15 protein-coding genes are annotated in these 19,918 nt (G+C 67.9%); 4 read left to right on the top strand and 11 right to left on the bottom strand.

Going from position 1 to position 19,918, the window contains the following annotated elements; translation table 11 throughout:
- Positions 1-87: 87 nt before the first annotated feature.
- Complete coding sequence (locus EV667_RS19485) at positions 88-798, top strand: DUF1013 domain-containing protein (protein ID WP_131837028.1); 711 nt, start codon at positions 88-90, stop codon at positions 796-798.
- An 86-nt stretch (positions 799-884) separates the two neighbouring features.
- Here EV667_RS19485 and EV667_RS19480 read toward each other — a convergent pair whose 3' ends face one another.
- Both EV667_RS19480 and EV667_RS19475 read right to left on the bottom strand, forming a co-directional pair.
- A complete protein-coding gene (locus EV667_RS19480) occupies positions 885-2,813 on the bottom strand; it encodes a propionyl-CoA synthetase (RefSeq protein WP_131837027.1) in 1,929 nt (642 codons plus the stop codon).
- 221 nt (positions 2,814-3,034) lie between these two features.
- Positions 3,035-3,211 carry a YdcH family protein gene (locus tag EV667_RS19475; RefSeq protein ID WP_131837026.1) on the bottom strand — a complete coding sequence of 59 codons (177 nt, stop codon included), beginning with the start codon at positions 3,209-3,211 and terminating at the stop codon, positions 3,035-3,037.
- Positions 3,212-3,420: 209 nt separating this feature from the next.
- Here EV667_RS19475 and EV667_RS19470 point away from each other — a divergent pair, with 209 nt between their 5' ends.
- Entirely contained in the window at positions 3,421-3,627 is a 207-nt protein-coding gene (locus EV667_RS19470) for a YdcH family protein (protein WP_131837025.1), read from the top strand.
- A gap of 118 nt (positions 3,628-3,745) precedes the next feature.
- On the opposite strand, the gene EV667_RS19465 is transcribed toward EV667_RS19470, so the two are convergent.
- Together EV667_RS19465 and EV667_RS19460 are read right to left on the bottom strand one after the other, a co-directional pair.
- Positions 3,746-4,231: a peroxiredoxin gene (locus EV667_RS19465; RefSeq protein WP_131837024.1), complete on the bottom strand. Its 486-nt coding sequence runs from the start codon at positions 4,229-4,231 to the stop codon at positions 3,746-3,748.
- Positions 4,232-4,363: 132 nt separating this feature from the next.
- Positions 4,364-5,242, bottom strand: a complete 879-nt coding sequence (locus tag EV667_RS19460) for a protein-disulfide reductase DsbD domain-containing protein (protein WP_245516274.1) — start codon at positions 5,240-5,242, stop codon at positions 4,364-4,366.
- Positions 5,243-5,350: 108 nt separating this feature from the next.
- Here EV667_RS19460 and EV667_RS19455 point away from each other — a divergent pair, with 108 nt between their 5' ends.
- Entirely contained in the window at positions 5,351-5,977 is a 627-nt protein-coding gene (locus EV667_RS19455) for a YqgE/AlgH family protein (RefSeq protein WP_131837023.1), read from the top strand.
- A 54-nt stretch (positions 5,978-6,031) separates the two neighbouring features.
- On the opposite strand, the gene EV667_RS19450 is transcribed toward EV667_RS19455, so the two are convergent.
- The 3 genes from EV667_RS19450 to EV667_RS19440 all read right to left on the bottom strand — a co-directional run bounded on the left by EV667_RS19450 (position 6,032) and on the right by EV667_RS19440 (position 11,130).
- Positions 6,032-9,103 (bottom strand): EAL domain-containing protein, encoded by a 3,072-nt coding sequence (locus tag EV667_RS19450; protein WP_245516282.1) that lies wholly within the window; start codon positions 9,101-9,103, stop codon positions 6,032-6,034.
- A 288-nt stretch (positions 9,104-9,391) separates the two neighbouring features.
- The gene (locus tag EV667_RS19445) at positions 9,392-10,264 is read right to left on the bottom strand and encodes a tetratricopeptide repeat protein (RefSeq protein ID WP_245516273.1); all 873 of its coding nucleotides are present in this window, start codon (positions 10,262-10,264) and stop codon (positions 9,392-9,394) included.
- 206 nt (positions 10,265-10,470) lie between these two features.
- Positions 10,471-11,130 carry a thiamine phosphate synthase gene (locus EV667_RS19440; RefSeq protein WP_131837021.1) on the bottom strand — a complete coding sequence of 220 codons (660 nt, stop codon included), beginning with the start codon at positions 11,128-11,130 and terminating at the stop codon, positions 10,471-10,473.
- Positions 11,131-11,444: 314 nt separating this feature from the next.
- Between EV667_RS19440 and EV667_RS19435 the strand changes: the two genes are divergently transcribed.
- A complete protein-coding gene (locus EV667_RS19435) occupies positions 11,445-13,961 on the top strand; it encodes a carbohydrate-binding family V/XII (RefSeq protein ID WP_131837020.1) in 2,517 nt (838 codons plus the stop codon).
- Between the two features lie 136 nt (positions 13,962-14,097).
- On the opposite strand, the gene EV667_RS19430 is transcribed toward EV667_RS19435, so the two are convergent.
- The 4 genes from EV667_RS19430 to tkt form a co-directional block, all read right to left on the bottom strand.
- Positions 14,098-15,120, bottom strand: coding sequence for a class I fructose-bisphosphate aldolase (locus EV667_RS19430; protein WP_131837019.1), 1,023 nt, complete (start codon positions 15,118-15,120; stop codon positions 14,098-14,100).
- 129 nt (positions 15,121-15,249) lie between these two features.
- Positions 15,250-16,449 carry a phosphoglycerate kinase gene (locus EV667_RS19425; RefSeq protein WP_131837018.1) on the bottom strand — a complete coding sequence of 400 codons (1,200 nt, stop codon included), beginning with the start codon at positions 16,447-16,449 and terminating at the stop codon, positions 15,250-15,252.
- Between the two features lie 79 nt (positions 16,450-16,528).
- Positions 16,529-17,539 carry a type I glyceraldehyde-3-phosphate dehydrogenase gene (gene gap, locus EV667_RS19420; RefSeq protein ID WP_131837017.1) on the bottom strand — a complete coding sequence of 337 codons (1,011 nt, stop codon included), beginning with the start codon at positions 17,537-17,539 and terminating at the stop codon, positions 16,529-16,531.
- Between the two features lie 155 nt (positions 17,540-17,694).
- A complete protein-coding gene (gene tkt, locus EV667_RS19415; RefSeq protein WP_131837016.1) occupies positions 17,695-19,686 on the bottom strand; it encodes a transketolase in 1,992 nt (663 codons plus the stop codon).
- Positions 19,687-19,918 lie beyond the last annotated feature (232 nt).

Here is a 19,918-nt window from a genome sequence, read left to right as displayed (position 1 = left end):
AAGTTTGCGCGGCCGAAAGACCTCAAATCTGTACGCCGGCTCGGTTTCATCGCCAGTCCGGCGCCTCACTGGATGGAGCTGCGTCCCATGGCGAACGCCCCCCTCATGCCGAAGGCCACCGCCGTGTGGCTGGTCGAGAATACCGCTCTGACGTTCGACCAGATCGCGGACTTTTGTAAGCTGCACGTGCTTGAGGTGAAGGGCATCGCCGATGGCGAGGTCGCGCAGGGGATCAAGGGCAGCGACCCGATGACCACCAGCCAACTCGCCCGCGAGGAAATCGAGCGTGCCGAGAAGGACCCCAATTACCGGCTGAAGCTGCTGGAATCGAAGGTGCGCCTGCCGGAGCCCAAGCGCCGCCGCGGCCCGCGCTACACCCCGGTTTCCAAGCGCCAGGATCGCCCGAACGCGATTCTCTGGCTGCTGCGCAACCATGCGGAGCTGAAGGACAGCCAGATCATGCGGCTGGTCGGCACGACCAAGACCACCATCGAATCGATCAAGGAGCGCACCCACTGGAACGCGGCTCACCTGACGCCGATGGACCCGGTGACGCTCGGCCTGTGCTCGCAGATCGACCTCGACATCGAGGTGCAGCGCTCCTCCAAGGACCGCCCCGCCTCGGCCGCCCCGTCCGGCGAGAACGAAGCGACGCTGCTCCCGGTCGACGTGTCGACCGGCGACGGGCCGGAGCCCTTCGTGCCGCCCCCCAGGCCGCGCGAGGAGCCGATCAACCTGGACACCGTGTTCGCCAAGCTCGGCGGCTCGCGCAAGAGCGAGGCCGACGACGAGGAGTGAGCCCCGCCGGCACCTGCCGGCATCAGGCCTGAACGTGAAACGCCCGGGGCGGCAACGCGGCCGGGCGTTTTCACGAGCGCATCTCGTTACGCCGCCGAACTCTTGGCGAGTCCGCGGGCATTCAGCGCGATGGCGATCTCGTCGAGCACGGCCGGGTCGTCGATGGTGGCGGGCATGTTCCACGCCTGCGCATCGGCGATCTTCTTCATCGTGCCGCGCAGGATCTTGCCGGAGCGTGTCTTCGGCAGGCGGTTGACGGTGATGGCGAGGCGGAACGCCGCCACCGGGCCGATGCGCTCGCGCACCAGCGCCACGATCTCCGCTTCGATATCGGCCGGCGAGCGGGCGACGCCTGCCTTCAGCACCACGAAGCCGCAGGGCACCTCGCCCTTCAGCGCGTCATGAATGCCGATGACGGCGCATTCCGCGACATCGGGATGGGCGGCGAGCACTTCCTCCATGCCGCCGGTGGAAAGGCGATGCCCGGCGACATTGATGATGTCGTCGGTGCGGCCCATGATGAAGAGCTGGCCAGTGGCATCGGTGAAGCCGGCATCCGCCGTCTTGTAGTAGCCCGGGAAATCCATGAGGTAGCTGTCGCGAAAGCGCTCGTCCTGCCGCCACAGCGTGGGCAGGCAGCCGGGCGGCAGCGGCAGCTTGATGGCGATGGAGCCCATGCGGTCGGGGACCGTGGGATGGCCGCCCTCGTCGAGAATATCGACCTGATAGCCCGGCATCGGCACGCCGGTTGAGCCGACGCGGATCGGCAGGGCGCCGAGGCCGACCGGGTTGCCGGCGATGGCCCAGCCGGTTTCGGTCTGCCACCAGTGATCGACCACCGGCACGCCGAGCCGGGCCTTGGCCCATTCCACCGTGTCGGGGTCGGCCCGCTCGCCGGCCAGAAACAGCGTGCGCAGGCTGGAGCGGTCATAGTCGGCCATCAGCCGGCCTTCCGGGTCTTCCTTCTTGATGGCGCGCAGGGCGGTGGGGGCGGTGAACAGAACCGCTACCTTGTAGTCCTCGATCACCCGCCAGAAGGCGCCCGAGTCGGGGGTGCCGACCGGCTTGCCCTCATAGAGCACCGTGGTGCAGCCGGCGAGCAGCGGGGCGTAGACGATGTAGGAATGACCAACGACCCAGCCGATGTCCGAAGCCGACCAGTAGACCTCACCCGGCCGCGTATCGTAGAGCCCCGCCATCGACCAGCGCAGCGCCACCATGTAGCCGCCGCTGTCGCGCACCACGCCCTTCGGCTTTCCGGTCGTGCCCGAGGTGTAGAGGATGTAGAGCGGATCGGTGGCCTCCACCGGCACGCACTCCGCCCGCATGGCGGCGGCGCGGGCTTGCTCGCGCCGGGTGGCCCAGTCATGGTCCCGGCCCGGGGTCAGCGTCGCCTCGGCCTGCGGGCGCTGGAAGACGAGGCAGGCTTGCGGCTTGTGCGTCGCCAGGGTCAAGGCGAGGTCGAGCAGCGGCTTATAGCTCACGACCCGCGACGGCTCGATGCCGCAGGAGGCGGAGAGCACGACCTTCGGCTGGGCGTCGTCGATGCGGCCGGCGAGTTCGGCGGCGGCGAAACCGCCGAACACAACCGAATGGACCGCGCCGATGCGGGCGCAGGCCAGCATGGCGAACATCGCCTCGGGGATCATCGGCATGTAGATCACGACGCGATCGCCCTTGCCGACGCCGAGGTCGCGCAGCAGGCCGGCGAGCAGGCTTACCTCATCCTTCAGCTCAGCATAGGTAACGGTGCGCCGGGCGCCGGCGACCGGGCTGTCATAGAAAATCGCCGGCTGCGGGCCGCGCCCGGCTTCGACGTGCCGGTCCACGGCATTGTGACAGACATTGGTGGTCCAGCCCGGAAACCAGCGGCCATAAATCCCCAGAGCCGCATCGAAGACCCGCTCGCCTTCCGACATCCAGTCGATGGCGCGGGCGGCCTCGCGCCAGAATCCCTCGGGGTCGCGGATGGAACGGGCATGCATGTCGGGATAGCGGCTGGCGGGAGCGGGCATCGCGGCGTCTCTCCAGAGGAACGTTCTTGTCGAGCGGGCTTTTTGTTGCTCGAGATTTCGCCTTTCGCGAACGTCTGGCAAGACGCTGAAATGCTTACGCCCTTGGTCGGGATCGCGCCGGAGGGTTCAACGGGTGCGCAAAAACGAACCGCCGGCAGGGTGCCGGCGGCCGGGTCTTCGCGTCCAATCGGTGGAAAAGCCGGAAAGGCCGGCCAGCGCTGCTAATGCAGCGTTGCGCCCTTGAGCCGGGCGATCTCGTCCTTGAGGATCAACTTGCGCCGTTTCAGATCCGCGATACGGGTATCGTCGGTCGCGGGGCGAATGGTCTCTTCCCGCAATTGCTTTTCGAGTGCCTGATGACGGCGTTCCAACTCGGCAACATGCGACTGCATGGTCATGGACAGTATCTCCTGTCTTCCGAAGCGAACGTCATCAGTCTGTCACGAGAGAAACGGGCTGTCGATGAAAGGATGTGCTGCACTGCACCGTGGTAATGGGAGGCGGCGGGCGGGGCCGCTGTTGCGGCCGGCCGCGAGGGCGGCGATACTCGATACCGACCCCGGGCCTGCCGGGGATGAGTCGGTTTTGGGTCGGGCGTTTGACACAGATGACGGCGGAAGAGGAACGCGAGCTCCTGGCTCACCTTGAGCGCTTGCGGCAGGAACACCGTGATCTGGATGTCGCGATCCAGGCACTGCAGGACATGCCGGGCAGCGACCAGCTTCAGCTCGCCAGGTTCAAGAAGCGCAAGCTCCAGCTGCGCGACCGCATCGGCTATATCGAGGATCAGATCTGCCCCGACATCATCGCCTGATCGGCGGGATGCGTGGAAGGGGGCGCGGATTGGCGTCCCGCTTGAGGGACGGCTTGTCAGGGGTGTCGCGATCCCGGCACGAGGGCTGCGCCGTCGGCCGGGATCCGTGTCGACAGGCTCAGAACTGGGTGAGCAGCACGTCGGCGTTGGTCTTGTCGGCCTTGCTCGGCACGTCTTCGACATTGAGAATCAGCACTTCGCCATCGTCGACCAGCATGGAATAGCGCTTGGAGCGCACGCCGAGGCCGGCGCCGGAGGCGTCGAAAATGAGGCCGACCGCCTTGGCGAACTCGGCATTGCCGTCCGAGAGGAAGACGATTTTGCCGTTGGCATTGGAGGCCTTCTCCCACGCCGCCATGACGAAGGGATCGTTGACCGCCGTCACCGCAATGGTACTGACGCCCTTGGCGAGGATTTCCTCGGCACGGGCGATGAAGCTCGGCAGGTGGTTCTTGTGGCAGGTGGGCGTGAAGGCGCCGGGCACGGCGAACAGCACGACCTTCTTGTTCTTGAACAGCTCATCGGTGGATTTCGGCACCGGGCCGTCCTCCGTGGCCACGCGGAAGGTGACGCTGGGAAGCTGGTCGCCGACCTTGATCGTCATGGAGATGTCCTTTCATACGGCAGGAAGGGATGGGAGCGGACCCGCCGACGGGCCGTGCCGAACGGTGCCGCCGCAACCAGCGGGTCCGGTCGGCTGGTACCATAGCGGTTTCCCGCCTGACGGGAAACGGGTTCAGCGGGCGGAAAGGGGGGTGTCCACTTCGATCGCTCGGTCGCCATCGACGAGGGTAAAGCGCAGGCGGGCGGTGGTGACATCCGCACCTTTGGGAATGCCATCGACCGGCAGCACGAAAATGGTCCGCCCGTCGGCGCCGGTCTCGCGCGCCGGCAGCGGCAGTGCCCAGTCCTCGTCAGGCCCCTCGACAAAGAGATCGGCGGTGGCGGCGTTGCCGACATGGGTCGCGATGCGGATGGTGGCGCCATCGGAGGCGTGATGCAGCTCGGCGGCGGCGATGCCGGGTTCGCTCCGGGCGCCGAGTTCTGCCGGGCGGGGCACGCTCGCCAGCGCCTGCGTCAGGGCGGCGGAGGGCGCGCCGATGCCGCCCGGCGGCAGGGCCAGATCGAGCGCGGCATTGGCCGGCTGGCAGATCTTGCCGCACACGGCGAAATCGAGGTTGAGCTTCAGATCGACCGGCTGCGAGCGGTCCTTCGGCGTGATGCGCAGGGGCAAAACGACATCGCGCTTGTAGCCGATCGAGAAGGAGCCGCCATCGTCGAACCGCACCGGCGCGGGCCACAGCACCTCGACGGCCTCCACATTGCGTGAGCCGCTCCAGTCGAAATGCGGCGGCACGCCGCTGTCGCCGGGATAGCGCCAATAGGTCTTGAGCCCTTCAGGCAGGCGGATTTCGACGCCGCCAATCAGGCTGCCGTCGTGGCTGCCTTCCTGGGCGCCGCCCGCAACGAGGCGCGCAGCGGTGCCCTCCCGGGCAGACCAGGCGGAGGTGTCGCCGGCCAGGGCCGGGCCCGCGAAGGGCACGAGCGCGAGCGAGCACAGAGTGAAGCGACGCAGACGAGACAGCATGGCCTTGGCGATAGCCTCTCCGCTCACGATGGGGAAGTCGCGCGGGGCGCACTTTCGTGTGAGGCGGCACGTCCCGCCGGGCCGACATCGGCGAGTGGGCTTCAAAAATGCCCCGGCGGGGATTACGCTTGCCCCATGTGGATCGGACGCGAGCGCCCCCGGAACTCCGACGCCCCTGCGGGCGGGACCTTCCTCGATGGACAGATGCTGGTCGCCATGCCGGGCATGCGGGACGAGCGTTTCGCCCGCGCGGTGATCTATCTGTGCGCCCACTCCCCGGAAGGGGCGATGGGCATCGTGGTCAACCAGCCGGCCAGCCACGTCAATTTTCCCGATCTGCTGGTCCAGCTCGACGTCATTCCGCAGGAGGAGCGCATTCATCTGCCGCGCAGCGCCGGCGGCGTGAAGGTGCTGCGCGGGGGGCCGGTGGAAACCGGGCGCGGCTTCGTGCTGCACACCGCCGATTTCTTCATCCAGGATTCGACCCTGCCGATCGACGACGGCATCTGCCTGACCGCAACGCTCGACATTTTGAGGGCGATGGCGACCGGCAGCGGGCCGGCGAGCGCGATGCTGGCGCTCGGTTATGCCGACTGGGCGCCCGGGCAGCTGGAAAACGAGATCCAGCAGAATGGCTGGCTGCATTGTCCGGCCGATCCGGCGCTGGTGTTCGAGGCCGATGCCGGCCAGAAATACGATCTGGCGCTGCGCAAGATCGGCATCGACCCCGGCATGCTTTCCAGCGAGGCGGGTCACGCCTGAGCGTGCGCGGTCGTCTCCAGCGCTTGCCGCCGTTTTAAGCGATTATCGTCAGTCTCAGGCTTGTGACGTCGGCGCGGCTGCAGGACGGGGCGGCGCGGAGGCGGGTTGCGTTGCCGTAGCTGTCGCTGCCTGCTGCGGGCTCGCCGCAGCGGAGGTTGGCTGAGCGATGCGTTGCGCGGCCTCGGCGGCGCTGGCGGGCCGTGCGGCGGCCAGAGGCGTGGTGGCCGAGCCGACACTTGCACGGGCGCCGCGCGACAACTGGCGCCCGCGTTCGAGAAGCGAGGTGGGTGGCTGCTCGGGCTGCAGGCGCTTGCGGGCCTCGTCAGCCGTCATCGCCTCGCCAAAGAAGCGTCCCTGGCCATAGCGGCAGCCGAGCTTTCCGAGCGCGACGGCAACCTGCTCGGTCTCGACGCCTTCGGCAATGATGTCCATGCCCAGATCCTGCGCCATGTTGACGATGGTGCGCAGGATGACGGGGCGCTGGGCCTTGTTGCCGCTGCGGCCCAGTGCCTTGGTGAAGGTGCGGTCGACCTTGATGCTGTCGAACGGGAAGCGTTGGAGATAGGCGAGCGCCGAATAGCCGGAGCCGAAATCTTCCAGCGTCAGGCCGGCGTCGAGTTCGCGCATGCGCAGGAGGATCTGCGCCGTATATTCCGGATTCTCCATCGCCAGCGACTCGGAAAGCTCCAGCTTCAGCGTGCCCGGGGCGACGACATTGCGGGCGAGCACCGCCTTGAGGTCCTGCAGCATGTCGTGGCGCAGCATCTGGCGCGAGGAGATGTTGACCGAGATGAAAATCGGTTCGCCGCGCAGGGTTCGCTGCCACACGCCGAGCTGACGGGCGGCGGTGTCGAGCACGAAAAGCCCGAGATCGACAATCAGCCCCGATTCTTCCGCAAGGCCGCGGAAGTCGATGGCGGCCATGGACCCCAGCGTGGGGTGCTGCCAGCGCATCACCGCTTCAAAGCCGGCGATCCGGCGCGTCGCGATGTCGACGATGGGTTGGTAGAGAACGCTGATCTCGCCGCGTTGCAGCGCGTCCCGCAGGTCCTGCTCCATCGTCAGCCGGTCGAGCTTCTGCGTGCGCATGTTGGGCCGGAACACCTCGATGCGGTCGCCGCCGACGCGCTTGGCGAAGTACATCGCCAGTTCGGCGTCCTTCAACGTCTCCAGCGGGGTCCGCTTTTGGCCGTCGGCGAGCAGCAGGCCGATGGAGGCGGTGATGAAGATTTCGCGGTCGCCAAATGTGATGGGCGCGCGCAGCGTGCGGCGCAGCGTGTCGGCGAAGGCGGTGATGCGCTCGGGGTCGCGCTCGGAGAGCAGGATCAGGGCGAAATGGTCGCTGCCCAGACGCGCCAGCGTGTCCTGCTGCTTGACCAGGCGCATCAGGCGGCGGGCGACGGTGAGCAGGATGGAATCGCCCGCCGGCATGCCGAGAGAGGCATTCACCTGCTTGAAGCGGTCGAGGTCGATCAGCATCACCGTCGGGCGTATCTGGTCGTCGCTGCGGGCAAGGCCGCTGGCGGCCGCGACGCGATCGAGGAACAGCTCGCGGTTGGGCAGGCCGGTCAGATTGTCGTGCACCGCGTCGTGGAGCATGCGCTCCTCGGCGGTCCGGCTGTCGGTGACGTCGGAAAGCGTGCCGATGCAGCGCACCACTTCGCCATCGGTGCCCACCACCGGCCGGGCGCGCAGGTTGAACCAGAGATAATGGCCGTCATGCGCGCGCAGGCGGAAATCCTGGTCGATGCGCCCGCGCCGCTGGTCCAGCAGCCCGTCCAGCGTGGCGCGGAAGCGGTCGCGGTCGCCGGGATGGATGATGTCGAGCCAGCCGGCGGCCTCGGTCTCCAGCGTCCCCTGCTTGAGGCCCAGCATGTGCTCGGCCTCGGGGCTGACATGGATGCGGTCGGTGTCGACGTCCCAATCCCAGACGATATCGCCCGAGCCGGCCACCGCCAGCGCCCGGCGCTCCAGTTCCTGCGCGCTGCCGGCGACCGAGCCGATGCCGGCGAAGGCGTGCTGCATCACGGTGAAGCCGATGAGCATCACGATCAGCACGAGGCCGCCGAGCAGGGCCGGGGCGACAAGGTCATTGCCGATGCGGCCCGAGACCGCCATGCCGGCGGTGATCACCCACACGACCAGCAGGAACAGTGTCGGGATGATGAGCACGGCCCGGTCGTAGCGATGCAGCGCCAGCCAGACCACGACGCCGAAGCCCATGAAGGAGATGACCAGCAGCGACGGCCGGGCGATGCCGGCTGCGGCGGAGGGGTCGAGCAGAGCGAGGCCGACGATGGCGGCGAGGAACACCAGCCAGCCGGCGGTGACATGGGCGTAGCGCACATGCCAGCGGTTGAGATTGAGATAGGCGAACAGGAACACCACCAGCGTCGCGGCGAGGATCGCCTCGCCCGCCGCGCGCCAGAATTGCTGCGCCAGCGGCGAGATGCCGAACACTTTCGACCAGAAGCCGAAATCGAGGCCGATATAGCCAAGCACCGCCCAGGCGAGCGCTGCCGCCGCCGGGAACATCACGCTGCCCTTCACCACGAACAGGATGGTGAGGAAGAGCGCGAGAAGGCCGGCAATGCCGATGACGATGCCGTTGTAGAGGGTGAAGCTGTTGACCTTGTCCTTGTAGGCTTCCGGTTCCCACAGATAGAGCTGCGGCAGGCCGCCATCGCCGAGTTCGGCCACCAGCGTCACCGTGGTGCCGGGGTCGAGCGTGAGGAAAAACACGTCGGCATCGGGGGCGTTCTGCAATTCGGGGCGGAAGCCCTGGCTCGTCGTCACGTTGAGAATGCGGCGATTGCCGAGATCCGGCCAGAACACGCCCGAGCCGACCATACGGTAATGCGGGGCGACGATCAGCCGGTCGACCTGCTCGTCGGTGTTGTTGGCGAGGGCGAAGACGGCCCATTTGCTGCCATTCGGCCCGGTTGCGACCGAGCGCACCTCGATGCGGCGGACGATGCCATCGGCGCCGGGCACGGTGGAGACCTGAATGCGGTCGGTGTCGCTGGTGCGGCGCTCGATGGCAGGGGCGAGGTCGACCACCGGGGCGTCGAGCCGGATTGCCACCGCCTCCAACGCGCGGGCGCCCGGCACGCCCAGCGCGAGCATCGCGAACAGCAGCGCCGCCACCACCGCGAACGCCCGGGCGAGGGCCGGCCGGCGGGAGGTAGGACGCGGTGTTACCCGCGACGGCACTGGACGAGCGATGACCAAACGAAATCCCCAGAAGGCTGCCTTGAACGCCGCGCCGCCGGCTCCCGACGGCGAAGCGCCACGATGAGTAAAGGTGCCCGGCGGCATGAGCAAGGCGGGAACTCCGCGCCCTGCGCTTCCGTCGGGGTGGAAAGGATGGCCCGCCCCCCGCAACCGGCTCGTTATCGAAAACGCCACGCCCGGCTAATAGGCCGGGGCGGGCGTCCATGGCTTGATGCGCGTTTGTGCCTGCGCGCGCTGTTCGGGAGTGAGAGAGGCGACCAGCTTGTCGAGCATCGGATCATCGAGCTTCTGCGCCTTGGCGGCGAGATGCCAGGAGGCGGCAGCGATCACGTCCTTGGGAGCGCCGCGTCCGGCGGAGAGGATACGGGCGTAGCGGTTCTGCGCGATGGCGTTTCCCTGCAGCGCCGCCTTGCGGAAAAGTGCGGCGGCACGCTCCTCGTCCTTCGGCACGCCCGTGCCGTTGAACACGACGATGGCAAGTTCGGTGGTGGCGACGTCGTTGCCGATCTCGCTGGCGCGCTGCAGCAGCCGGGCCGATTCGACAGGGTCCTGCGGAACGCCATTGCCGTCGCGGTAGAGCGTCGCAAGCGCGTAGAGGGCGTCCGGCTGGTCGCTCTCGGCCCCGCGCTTGAACCATTCGGCGGCAATGGCCGGCTCCTTCGGCGCGACCTGGCCCTGGAGATAGACGAGCCCGAGATTATAGGCGGCGCGGGCATTGCCGTTTTCGGCGGCCCGGCGGAAGAAGTCGACCGCCTGATCCTTGTTAGCGGCCGAGGGCGAGGCCATGAGAATGGCGCCAAGGGTGAAAAGCGCGTCGGGATTACCCTTCGCCGCCGCCGCCTCGTACCATTCGCGTGCTACCGTCGGGTTCTGGCGTACCCCATAGCCCTGGGAGAGCAGTTCCGCCGCCAGCGTCATGGAGACCGGGTCGCCTTGGGCATTGGCGCGGCTGACCGCGAGGTCCAGCGCCGTGCGGTACCGGCCGCGCTGATAGGCGGTGAAAGCCGGGTCGGGGTCGACGCCTGAAGGGGCCATGGTCCTTGGCGGGCCCATTCTAGGCACCGCAGGATTCGGCGCGGCCGTTTTTGCCGCGCCCGGGGTCGCGGCGGGGGATGTCGCGGCCAGTGAGGGGGACTGCGCCTGTGCGGCGCCCCACGGCCCGACCCCTGCCAGATGCGCCAGCAGCAGGCCGACCGGGATCGCCCAACCTCGGGCCAAGGATCGCGCCATATGGCGGCCGGGCGGGCGGGCCGGTCGCATCAGGAGGCCTCTCCGATGGCGGCCAACCGCTCGGCCAGAGCGCGGGCGCCGTCGCGCGGTGCCTCGAAGACCAGCGTGTCCACGGCCACGAAGTCGGCTCCCACGGCGACAAGCGCCGCCACCTCGTCCAGCGTGCGGGCATAGCCGACGCAGGGCGGCTCGAAGAGCTGCGCCCACCATTCGGTGCGCTCCAGCGTCACCTCGAAGGGCGGGCGGCGCCCCTCGGCGTCCGGCTCGCCGAACATCACATAATCGGCACCGTTTTCCGCCGCCGTCATGGCGTCGTGCTTGGTGCGCAGGCCGCCTGCGCCGGCGATACCGTCGGGCCGCAGCGTCGGCGCGGCGCTTTTCAGCGCTGCCGCCTCGTCGAAATGAGCGCCGTCGGCGCCAAGGGTGGCAACGAGTGCGGGATTGCCGTCCACGATCCCGGCGGCGCCGATGGCGTGGCTGGCATCAAGCAGCGGCCCCAAAGCCTGAGCCGCCGCGCCATCCAACGGGCGCAGCAGCACGGCGGCGATGTCGACCTCCTGCGCGGCCTGGCGGAGCGCCTCGGCTTGCGCCGCGATGCCGGCCGGATCGGCCAGGGCCGGTACGAGCACATAGAGGCGAGGCGCCAGTCGGGTCGGCGTGGAATCGGAGCGGGTGGAGGAACGAGCCATCAGGGAACAGTCTTGTGACGAGCCATGGGGAAGCCATCGTGCAGGATGGCGGCGAAAGCACGGCACGCGCGCCTGTCTGTCTAGCGCGCTCGGCCCTTGCCGGTCCAGTGACGGCGCCGGGAACGAAGGACGGCATCGCTCTGCCTCAATGCGGTAACATTTTGACGGCGTTCTCTTCTCCCGTCATTTCGGGTCGCGACAGGTTTCACGGGACTATGTCTTATCGACGTCTTATCGACGCGAAACGGCGGTGATACTGGTTGGCCGGGCGTGTTTGCCTGTATCCGCATTTGTTGCTGCCCGTTGGGGGAAATATGCGCCACCATCCTCATCCTGCTGCCGCGCTTGCGGCGGTGCTCGCTCTAAGCGTCACGCCGGCCCTCGCGCAGCAGCCGGCCGCTCCGGCCGCCGCGACCGCGACCGCCCCGGCCTCCGCCATCCCGCCGGCATTGGCCTGGCCGCGTAGTTTCGACCTCGGCGACAAGCTGCTGCAGGTCTATCAGCCGATGATCGAGCAGTGGAACGGCGATCAGATTACTGGCCGTGCCGCCGTCGCCATCGGGCCGAAGCCGGCCGATGCCCCCTCCGCCGCCTCTGGTGCCTCCGCCGCCCCGGCGGCCGGCCCGACCTATGGCCTTGCCCGCTTCACCGCGCGGGTGGCGATCGACAAGCCGTCCAAGCTGGCGCAGCTGAGCAATATCCGCATCACCTCGGTGGACGTGCCGACCGATGCCGCGCAGGATTCGGTGCTGCTGGCCGCGCTGCAGTCGCGCATTTCGCCGCAGGGCATGACCTTCGCCCTCGATCATCTGATGACCAGCTATGCCGCGACCAAGCAGCTCGACAAGGAGATGACGCAGCCGGTGGAGAACACGCCGCCCCGCATGGTCTTCGCTGAGACGCCGACCCTGCTCGTGCTCGTCGCCGGCCAGCCGGTACCCCGGCCGATCGACGGGGTGCAGGGCTTCCAGCGCATCGTCAACACCCAGCCGCTGATGCTGGTCGACGGCGCCGGCCTCTATCACCTGCAGGCCGCGGGAACCTGGTATCAGGCGCCTGCCGTCGAGGGTCCGTGGACCGTGACCGCGCAGCCGGACCCTGCGCTGGAGGCTGCCGGCAGCACCGCGACCTATGAGGAGCCGGCGCAGACCATGCTGCCGGCCAACGGCCAGAAGCCGGCAACGCCGCCGGCGATCATCGTCTCGACCACCCCGACCGAGCTCGTCATCACCGCCGGCGCGCCGCAGATGACGCCGGTGGGCGGCACCTCGCTGCTGCGCGTCAGCAATGCCGACCACGCGATCATCCTCGATCCCGACAGCAACCAGTACTATGTGCTGGTTTCCGGCCGCTGGTTCCGTGCCGCCGGCTTTGCCGGCCCGTGGAGCTTCGTGCCCGGCACCAGCCTGCCGGCCGGCTTCGCCAAGATCGCACCGACCGACCCGGCGGCCAATGCGCTGGTCGCGGTGCCCGGTACGCCGCAGGCCAAGGAGGCGGCGATTGCCGCCACCGTGCCGCAGACCGCCACCATCAAGCGCGACACCCAACTGGCGATCCAGTATGACGGCGGGGCCCCGAAATTCGAGCCGATCAAGGGCACCATCCTGGCCTCCGCGGTGAACACCCGCACGCCGGTCATCCAGCTCGACCCGGGCCGCTACTACGCGCTGTTCCAGGGGGCGTGGTTCGTCTCGACGACACCGACCGGCCCGTGGGTGGTCTCCGACGTGGTGCCGGACGCGATCTACACCATCCCGGTGTCCTCGCCGCTCCATTATGTCACCTATGTGCGGGTCTACGCCTCGACGGCGGATGTGGTCACAGTTGGCTACACGCCCGGCTATATGGGCGTGGTGATCGAGCCCGGCGGCACGGTGGTCTATGGCACCGGCTATAACTGCGTCGGCTATATCGGCTCCTTCTGGTATGGCTGCCCCGCCACCTATGGCTATGACGCGGCCTTCGCCTGGACCGACGGTTTCGGCTTCGGCTACGACGCCGCCTTCGGCTGGGGCGCCATGTATCCCTGGTGGGGGCCCTATTGGCGGCCCGGCCCCTGGGGCGGTCCCTGGGCCGGCGTCGACATCGCCCGCACCAACATCTATGGCGCGTGGGGCGGCGCGGCGACCTGGGACCATGCCTGGGGTGTCGGCCCCTATGGTACCGCCTGGGGCGCCAACGCCGTACATGGCGTGACCGGCTGGGGCACGGGCTTCGCCGGCCGCTCCGGCGCCGCCTTCAACCCCTGGACCGGCAACTATGCCGCCGGGCGCTCGGCCGCCTTCTTCAATCCCTATACCGGCGCCCATGGCGAGGCGCGCGCCGGCGTGGCGGGCAATGCCTATACGGGCAACGCCGTCGCCGGGCGCGAATCAGCGGGCTACAACCCGACGACGGGTGTCGGCCATGCCTCGCAGACCGGCGTCGTCGACAATGACGGCCATGTCAGCGTCGACAGCCGCGGCGTCGCCGGCAATGCCAAGACCGGCAATGCCGTGGCCTGGAACAATGGCAAGGTCTACACCGACCATGACGGCTCGATTCATCAATACGACGCCAATAATGGCTGGCAGCACCAGTCCATCGACGGCTGGAAGGGTGACACCGATGCGGGCCAGATCGACCGGCTGAACCAGCAGCGCCAGTATCAGGGCTATGGCGACGCGCGTGCCGACAGCTTCGCCCGCGCCGGCGGCTATGGCGGGTTCGGCGGCGACCATTATGGCGGCGGCTTTGGCGGCTACGGCGGTGGTTTCCACGACAGCTTTGGTGGTGGTGGCTTTGGCGGCGGCTTCCGTGGCGGCGGCGGCTTCGGTGGCGGGCGCCGCTGAGGCCAGCTTCGCCTAGGTTTGACGATAGTAAGCGCCGCCCTCCCGGGGGCGGCGTTCTTTTTTCCGGCGGGAGCAAACAAAAACGCCGCCCTCCGGGGCGGCGTTCGCGTCTTGGTGAAGCGTCAGGCCAGGCCGTTCAGGCCGCCTTCTGATGCTCGATTTCCGGCGTCCACTGGCCCAGCGCGGCGAGATAGTTCATCTTCGCTCGGTGGGTGAAGGCGGCCTGGCCGGCGGCGACGTTCTCCGGCTTGCCGGACCAAGCCTTCTGCGGCGCGGCCTGCAGAGCGCGGCCATACGAGAAGGTGAGGTTCCACGGCAACCCGCCATTGCGGATCATCGCGTCGAGATGGGCGGTGGCCTCCTCGTCCGACTGGCCGCCGGAGAGGAAGGCGACGCTGGGGACAGCCGAGGGCACGCAGTTCTTGAGGCAGCGGGCGGTCTTCTCCGCCACTTCCGCGACCGAGGCCTGCTTCTGCGACTTGCGGCCGGCGATGACCATGTTCGGCTTCAGCACCATGCCTTCCAGCTTCACGCGGCCATAGAAGAGCTGCTGGAACACTTCCTTCAGCACCCATTCGGTCACGTCGTAGCAGCGGTCGATGTCGTGGTCGCCGTCCATAAGCACCTCCGGCTCGACGATCGGCACGATGCCCGCCTGCTGCGCCAGCGCGGCATAGCGCGCGAGCGCCTGCGCATTGGCGAGGATCGAGGTGTAGCTGGGAATGTGCTGGCCGATGTCGATCACCGCGCGCCACTTCGCGAAGCGGGCGCCGAGGTCGTAATATTCCTTGAAGCGGCCAGCGAGGCCGTCGAGCCCTTCGGTGATCGTCTCGCCGGGGCAGCCCGGCTGCGGCTTGGCGCTGAGGTCGACCTTGATGCCCGGGATGGAGCCTGCGGCCTCGATCAGCTTGACCAGCGGCGTGCCGTCCTTGGCGTTCTGGCGGATGGTCTCGTCGAACAGGATGACGCCCGAAATATACTGGGTCATCGCCTCGGAGCGGAACAGCATCTCGCGGTAATCGCGGCGGTTTTCCTCCGTCGACTCGACGCCGATGGCATCGAAGCGTTTCTTGATGGTGCTGGCGCTTTCATCCGCCGCCAGCAGGCCCTTGCCCCCCGCTGCCAGCTTGAACGCCACCTCTTCCAGGCTTGCCGTCATTCTCTCTCTCCCGCGCGAAACAGACCGGCCGGCACCGCAGCCGGATGGAACGCGGGGCCGGACCGATCGGATACTAGCACCGGGCGGCGCGAACCCGAATGAGGGGACCGCGCGCCGCCCGGGCGTCGTTCAACGTCTCAGGGCCTCGACGCCCGGCAGGGGCTTGCCCTCAAGCCATTCGAGGAAGGCGCCGCCCGCTGTCGACACATAGGTGAAGCGCTCCGCCACCCCGGCATGGTTGAGGGCCGCGACAGTGTCGCCGCCGCCCGCTACCGACAGAAGTCTCCCGGCATCCGTGAGTTCCGCCGCTGCCTTGGCGACCGCGACGGTCGCAGTGTCGAAGGGCGGCAGCTCGAAGGCGCCGAAGGGGCCGTTCCAGACGACGGTCTTCGCGTCTTTCAGCCGGGCCACAACGTTCTCGACCGAGGCCGGGCCGGCATCGAGCATCATCTCGTCCGGCCGGATGTCGTCGACCGAGGCGACGCGGTGCGGCGCGTTGGCCTTGAATTCGGTTGCGGCCAGCGCGTCGACCGGCAGCACGATGGTGCAGCCGGCGGCCTTGGCCTTGTCGAGGATTTCCAGCGCGGTTCCGGCGAGGTCATGCTCGCACAGCGACTTGCCGACTTGTCTGCCCTGCGCGGCGAGGAAGGTGTTGGCCATGCCGCCGCCGATCACCAGAATGTCGACCTTGGCGACGAGATTGCCGAGCAGGTCCAGCTTGGAGGACACCTTGGCGCCGCCGACGACGGCGAGCACCGGGCGCTCGGGCTTTTCCAGCGCCTTGGCCAGCGCCTCGATCTCTTCCTGCATGCAGCGGCCGGCAAAGGCGGGCAGCGTGTGCGCGAGGCCCTCGGTGGACGCATGGGCGCGGTGGGCGGTGGCGAAGGCGTCGTTGACATAGAGGTCGCCGAGGCTGGCCAGCGCCGCCACGAAATCCGGGTCGTTCTTCTCTTCCCGCGTGTCGAAACGGGTGTTTTCCAGCAGCAGCACCTCGCCGGGCTGGAGCTTCGCCACCGCGGCCTCGGCGACGGGGCCGATGGTGGCGGGGGCAAAGGCGACCGGCTTGCCGAGGCGGCTCGCCACCTCATCCGCGAGGAAGCCCAGCGACAGTGCGGGGTCTTCGCCCTTGGGGCGGCCGAAATGGGCGAGCAGGATGACCTTGCCGCCCTTGTCGGAAATCTCGCGGATCGTGGGCAGCACGGCCTGGATGCGGGTGTCGTCGGTGACGCGGCCATTATCGACCGGCACGTTCAGGTCGACGCGCACGAGCACGCGCCTGTTGGCGACGTCGGCGTCATCGAGGGTGCGAAAGGCGGAGGCCTCGCTCATGGTCTTCTCCCTTGGATTGTTGATCTTGAATGCGAAACGGCCGGACCTCCTTGGCGGGAGGCCCGGCCGGGCCGGATGTTCAGATCAGCTTTCCGAGGGCGACCGCCGTGTCGGACATGCGGTTCGAGAAGCCCCATTCATTGTCGTACCAGGACAGCACTCGGACGAAATTGCCTTCCAGCACCTTGGTCTGGTCGAGATGGAAGATCGAGGAATGGGGGTCGTGGTTGAAATCGGTGGAAACGTTCGGCTGGTCGGTAATGCCGAGGATTCCCTTGAGCGGGCCGCTGGCAGCAGCGGCCTTGATCGCCTCGTTGATCTCTTCCTTGGTCACCTTGCGCTTGGCGACGAAGTTGAAGTCGACGACCGACACGTTCGGGGTCGGCACGCGGATCGAGGTGCCGTCGAGCCGGCCGGCCAGCTCGGGCAGCACGAGGCCAACGGCCTTGGCGGCGCCGGTGGTGGTGGGGATCATCGACAGCGCCGCAGCACGGGCGCGGTAGAGGTCCTTGTGCATGGTGTCCAGCGTCGGCTGGTCGCCGGTGTAGGAGTGGATCGTGGTCATGAAGCCGTGGTCGATACCGACGGCGTCGTTCAGCACCTTGGCCACCGGCGCGAGGCAATTGGTGGTGCAGGAGGCGTTGGAGACGACGAGGTGGTCCTTGGTCAGCTTGTCATGGTTGACGCCGAACACGACCGTGAGGTCGGCGCCTTCCGCCGGGGCGGAAACCAGCACGCGCTTGGCGCCGGCGGCCAGATGGGCGGCGGCCTTGTCGCGGGCGGTGAAGATGCCGGTGCATTCGAGCGCCACATCGACGCCCAGCGCCGTGTGCGGCAGTTCGGCCGGATTGCGCACCGCCGTCACCTTGATCGGGCCGCGGCCGACATCGATGGTGTCGCCGTCGACCGTCACGGTGCCGTTGAAACGCCCATGGACGCTGTCGAAGCGAAACAGGTGCGCGTTGGTCTCGACCGGGCCGAGATCATTGATGGCGACAACTTCGATATCGGTACGGCCAGACTCGATAATGGCCCGCAGCACATTGCGACCGATGCGACCAAAGCCGTTGATGGCAACCTTGAGCGTCATGCGTTTATTCCCCAGGTAAGCTTTATCATCACGATCCGCGCGTTGGCCTCATAGCGCGGCGGACGCTACGACACCAGTCGCTCTTTTGACGCTGCTACCCGGACGCAGGGCTGGCGCATTGTTCATGCGCCAGCTGCATGGCTTGAAGGGCGTGTTCAGCGCTTGAGGCGGCTGAGCGCGGTCGCGACCACGGCTTCCACGGTGATGCCGAAATGGGCGAACACCTGGGGGGCCGGACCGGAGGCGCCAAATCCCCGCATGCCGATGAAGGCGGCGTCGGAGCCGACGATCTCGTCCCAGCCCTGGCGGATCAGGGCTTCGACCGCGATCTTCACCGGCGCCGTGCCCACCACCTGGCGGCGGCTTTCCTCGGGCTGGTTCAGGAACAGCTCGAAGCAGGGCACGGAGACGACGCGGGTCGCCACGCCCTGCGCTTCCAGCTGCTCGCGCGCCTTCATCACCAGCGAGACTTCCGAGCCGGAGGCGAACAGCGTGACCTGCGCCTCGTCGGAGGCGGAGGCCAGTTCATAGGCACCGCGCGCGGTGAGGCAGCGCTCGCTGTCGTCAGTGCGCAGCAGCGGGAGGTTCTGGCGGGTCAGCGCCATCACGCTCGGGCCGGTCGTGTGCTCCAGAGCCAGCTTCCAGGCTTCCGCCGTCTCCACCGTGTCGCAGGGGCGGAAGACGAGGAGGTTCGGAATGGCCCGCAGCGCGGCGATCTGCTCGACCGGCTGATGCGTCGGGCCGTCTTCGCCCACGCCGATCGAATCATGCGTGAACACATAAACCACGCGCACGCCCATCAGCGCCGCGAGGCGGATGGAGGGGCGGCAATAGTCGGAGAAGACCAGGAACGTGCCGCCATAGGGGATGAAGCCGCCATGCAGGGCGATGCCGTTCATCGCCGCCGCCATGCCGTGCTCGCGTATGCCCCAGTTCACATAGCGGCCGTCGTATTTCGGCGGCTCGACATAGACCGAGGTCGCCTTGGTCTTGGTGTTGTTGGAGTGGGTGAGGTCGGCCGAGCCGCCCACCATCTCCGGCAGAGCGGCGGTGAGGGCCTCCAGCACGATCTCGGAGGATTTGCGCGTCGCCACCGCCCCGCCATCGGCACGGGCCTTGGCGATCACGGCGGCGATCGTCTCGCCCATCTTGGAGGGCAGGTCGCCGCGCACGCGGCGCTCGAACTCGCCGCGAAGTTCGACGTCGACCTCGGTGAGCCGCTGGTTCCAGTTCTTGTGCGCCTGACGCGAGCGCAGGCCGGCGAGCCGCCAGGCGTCGAGCACGTCGCTGGGAATGACGAAGGGCTCGTATTCCCAGTTCAGGAAGGCACGGGCGGCGGCGATCTCGGCGGCGCCGAGTGGCGCGCCATGGACGGCGTTGGTGCCGCCCTTGTTGGGCGCGCCATAGCCGATGGTGGTGTGGCAGGCGATCAGCGTCGGCCTGTCGCTGGTCTTGGCGGCCTCCAGCGCGGCGAGGATGGCGTCCGGGTCATGGCCATCGACGCGGGTGGCGTGCCAGCCCGAGGCCTCGAAGCGGGCGAGCTGGTCGGTCGCCACGGAGAGCGCGGTCGAGCCGTCGATGGTGATGTGGTTGTCGTCCCACAGCACGGTGAGCTTGTTCAGCTTCTGGCGGCCGGCGATCTCGATCGCCTCCTCCGAGATGCCTTCCATCAGGCAGCCATCGCCGCAGATGACATAGGTGTGGTGATCGACCAGTTCGCCGCCGAACTGGGCGGCGAGCATGCGCTCGCCAAGCGCGAAGCCAACCGAATTGGCGAGGCCCTGGCCGAGCGGGCCGGTGGTGGTCTCGATGCCGACCGTGTGGCCGTATTCGGGGTGGCCGGGCGTGCGCGAGCCGAGCTGGCGGAAATTCTTGATGTCGTCGATCGACATGCCCTCATACCCGGTGAGGTAGAGCAGGGCATAGATCAGCATCGAGCCGTGGCCGGCGGAGAGGATGAAGCGGTCCCGGTCCGGCCAATGCGGGTCGGTCGGGTCGTATTTCAGCACCTTGCCGAACAGGACGGTGGCGACATCCGCCATTCCCATCGGCATGCCCGGATGACCGGAATTGGCAGCTTCGACGGCATCCATGGCCAGTGCCCGAATGGCATTGGCCATGCGATCGTGCTTCTCGCGGTTTGACATGAGGACGGATGTCTCCGAGGCAGATGGGTTGCTGTGTCAGGGCGCGACGTTTAGAGGCCGCAGGCCGGGCGGCGTTGCTCCCGGGCGGCCTGCTCAGCATGCGGGCGGGTGCCGGCGAGTGATAGCATCACCGGGCGCGCTGTCAAAGACAGGCCTGTGACGAGCAGGCCTGTAACGAGAAAGCGCGCAACCGGGGCTGCCCGGCGCCAAGAGCTGCCGCCTCCCGCCGCCG

Origin of the sequence: Ancylobacter aquaticus, assembly GCF_004339465.1 — a bacterium.
Lineage (GTDB): Bacteria > Pseudomonadota > Alphaproteobacteria > Rhizobiales > Xanthobacteraceae > Ancylobacter > Ancylobacter aquaticus.
The sequence above is the reverse complement of the archived record's forward strand: the minus strand, read 5'-3'. Positions and strand labels throughout refer to the sequence as shown.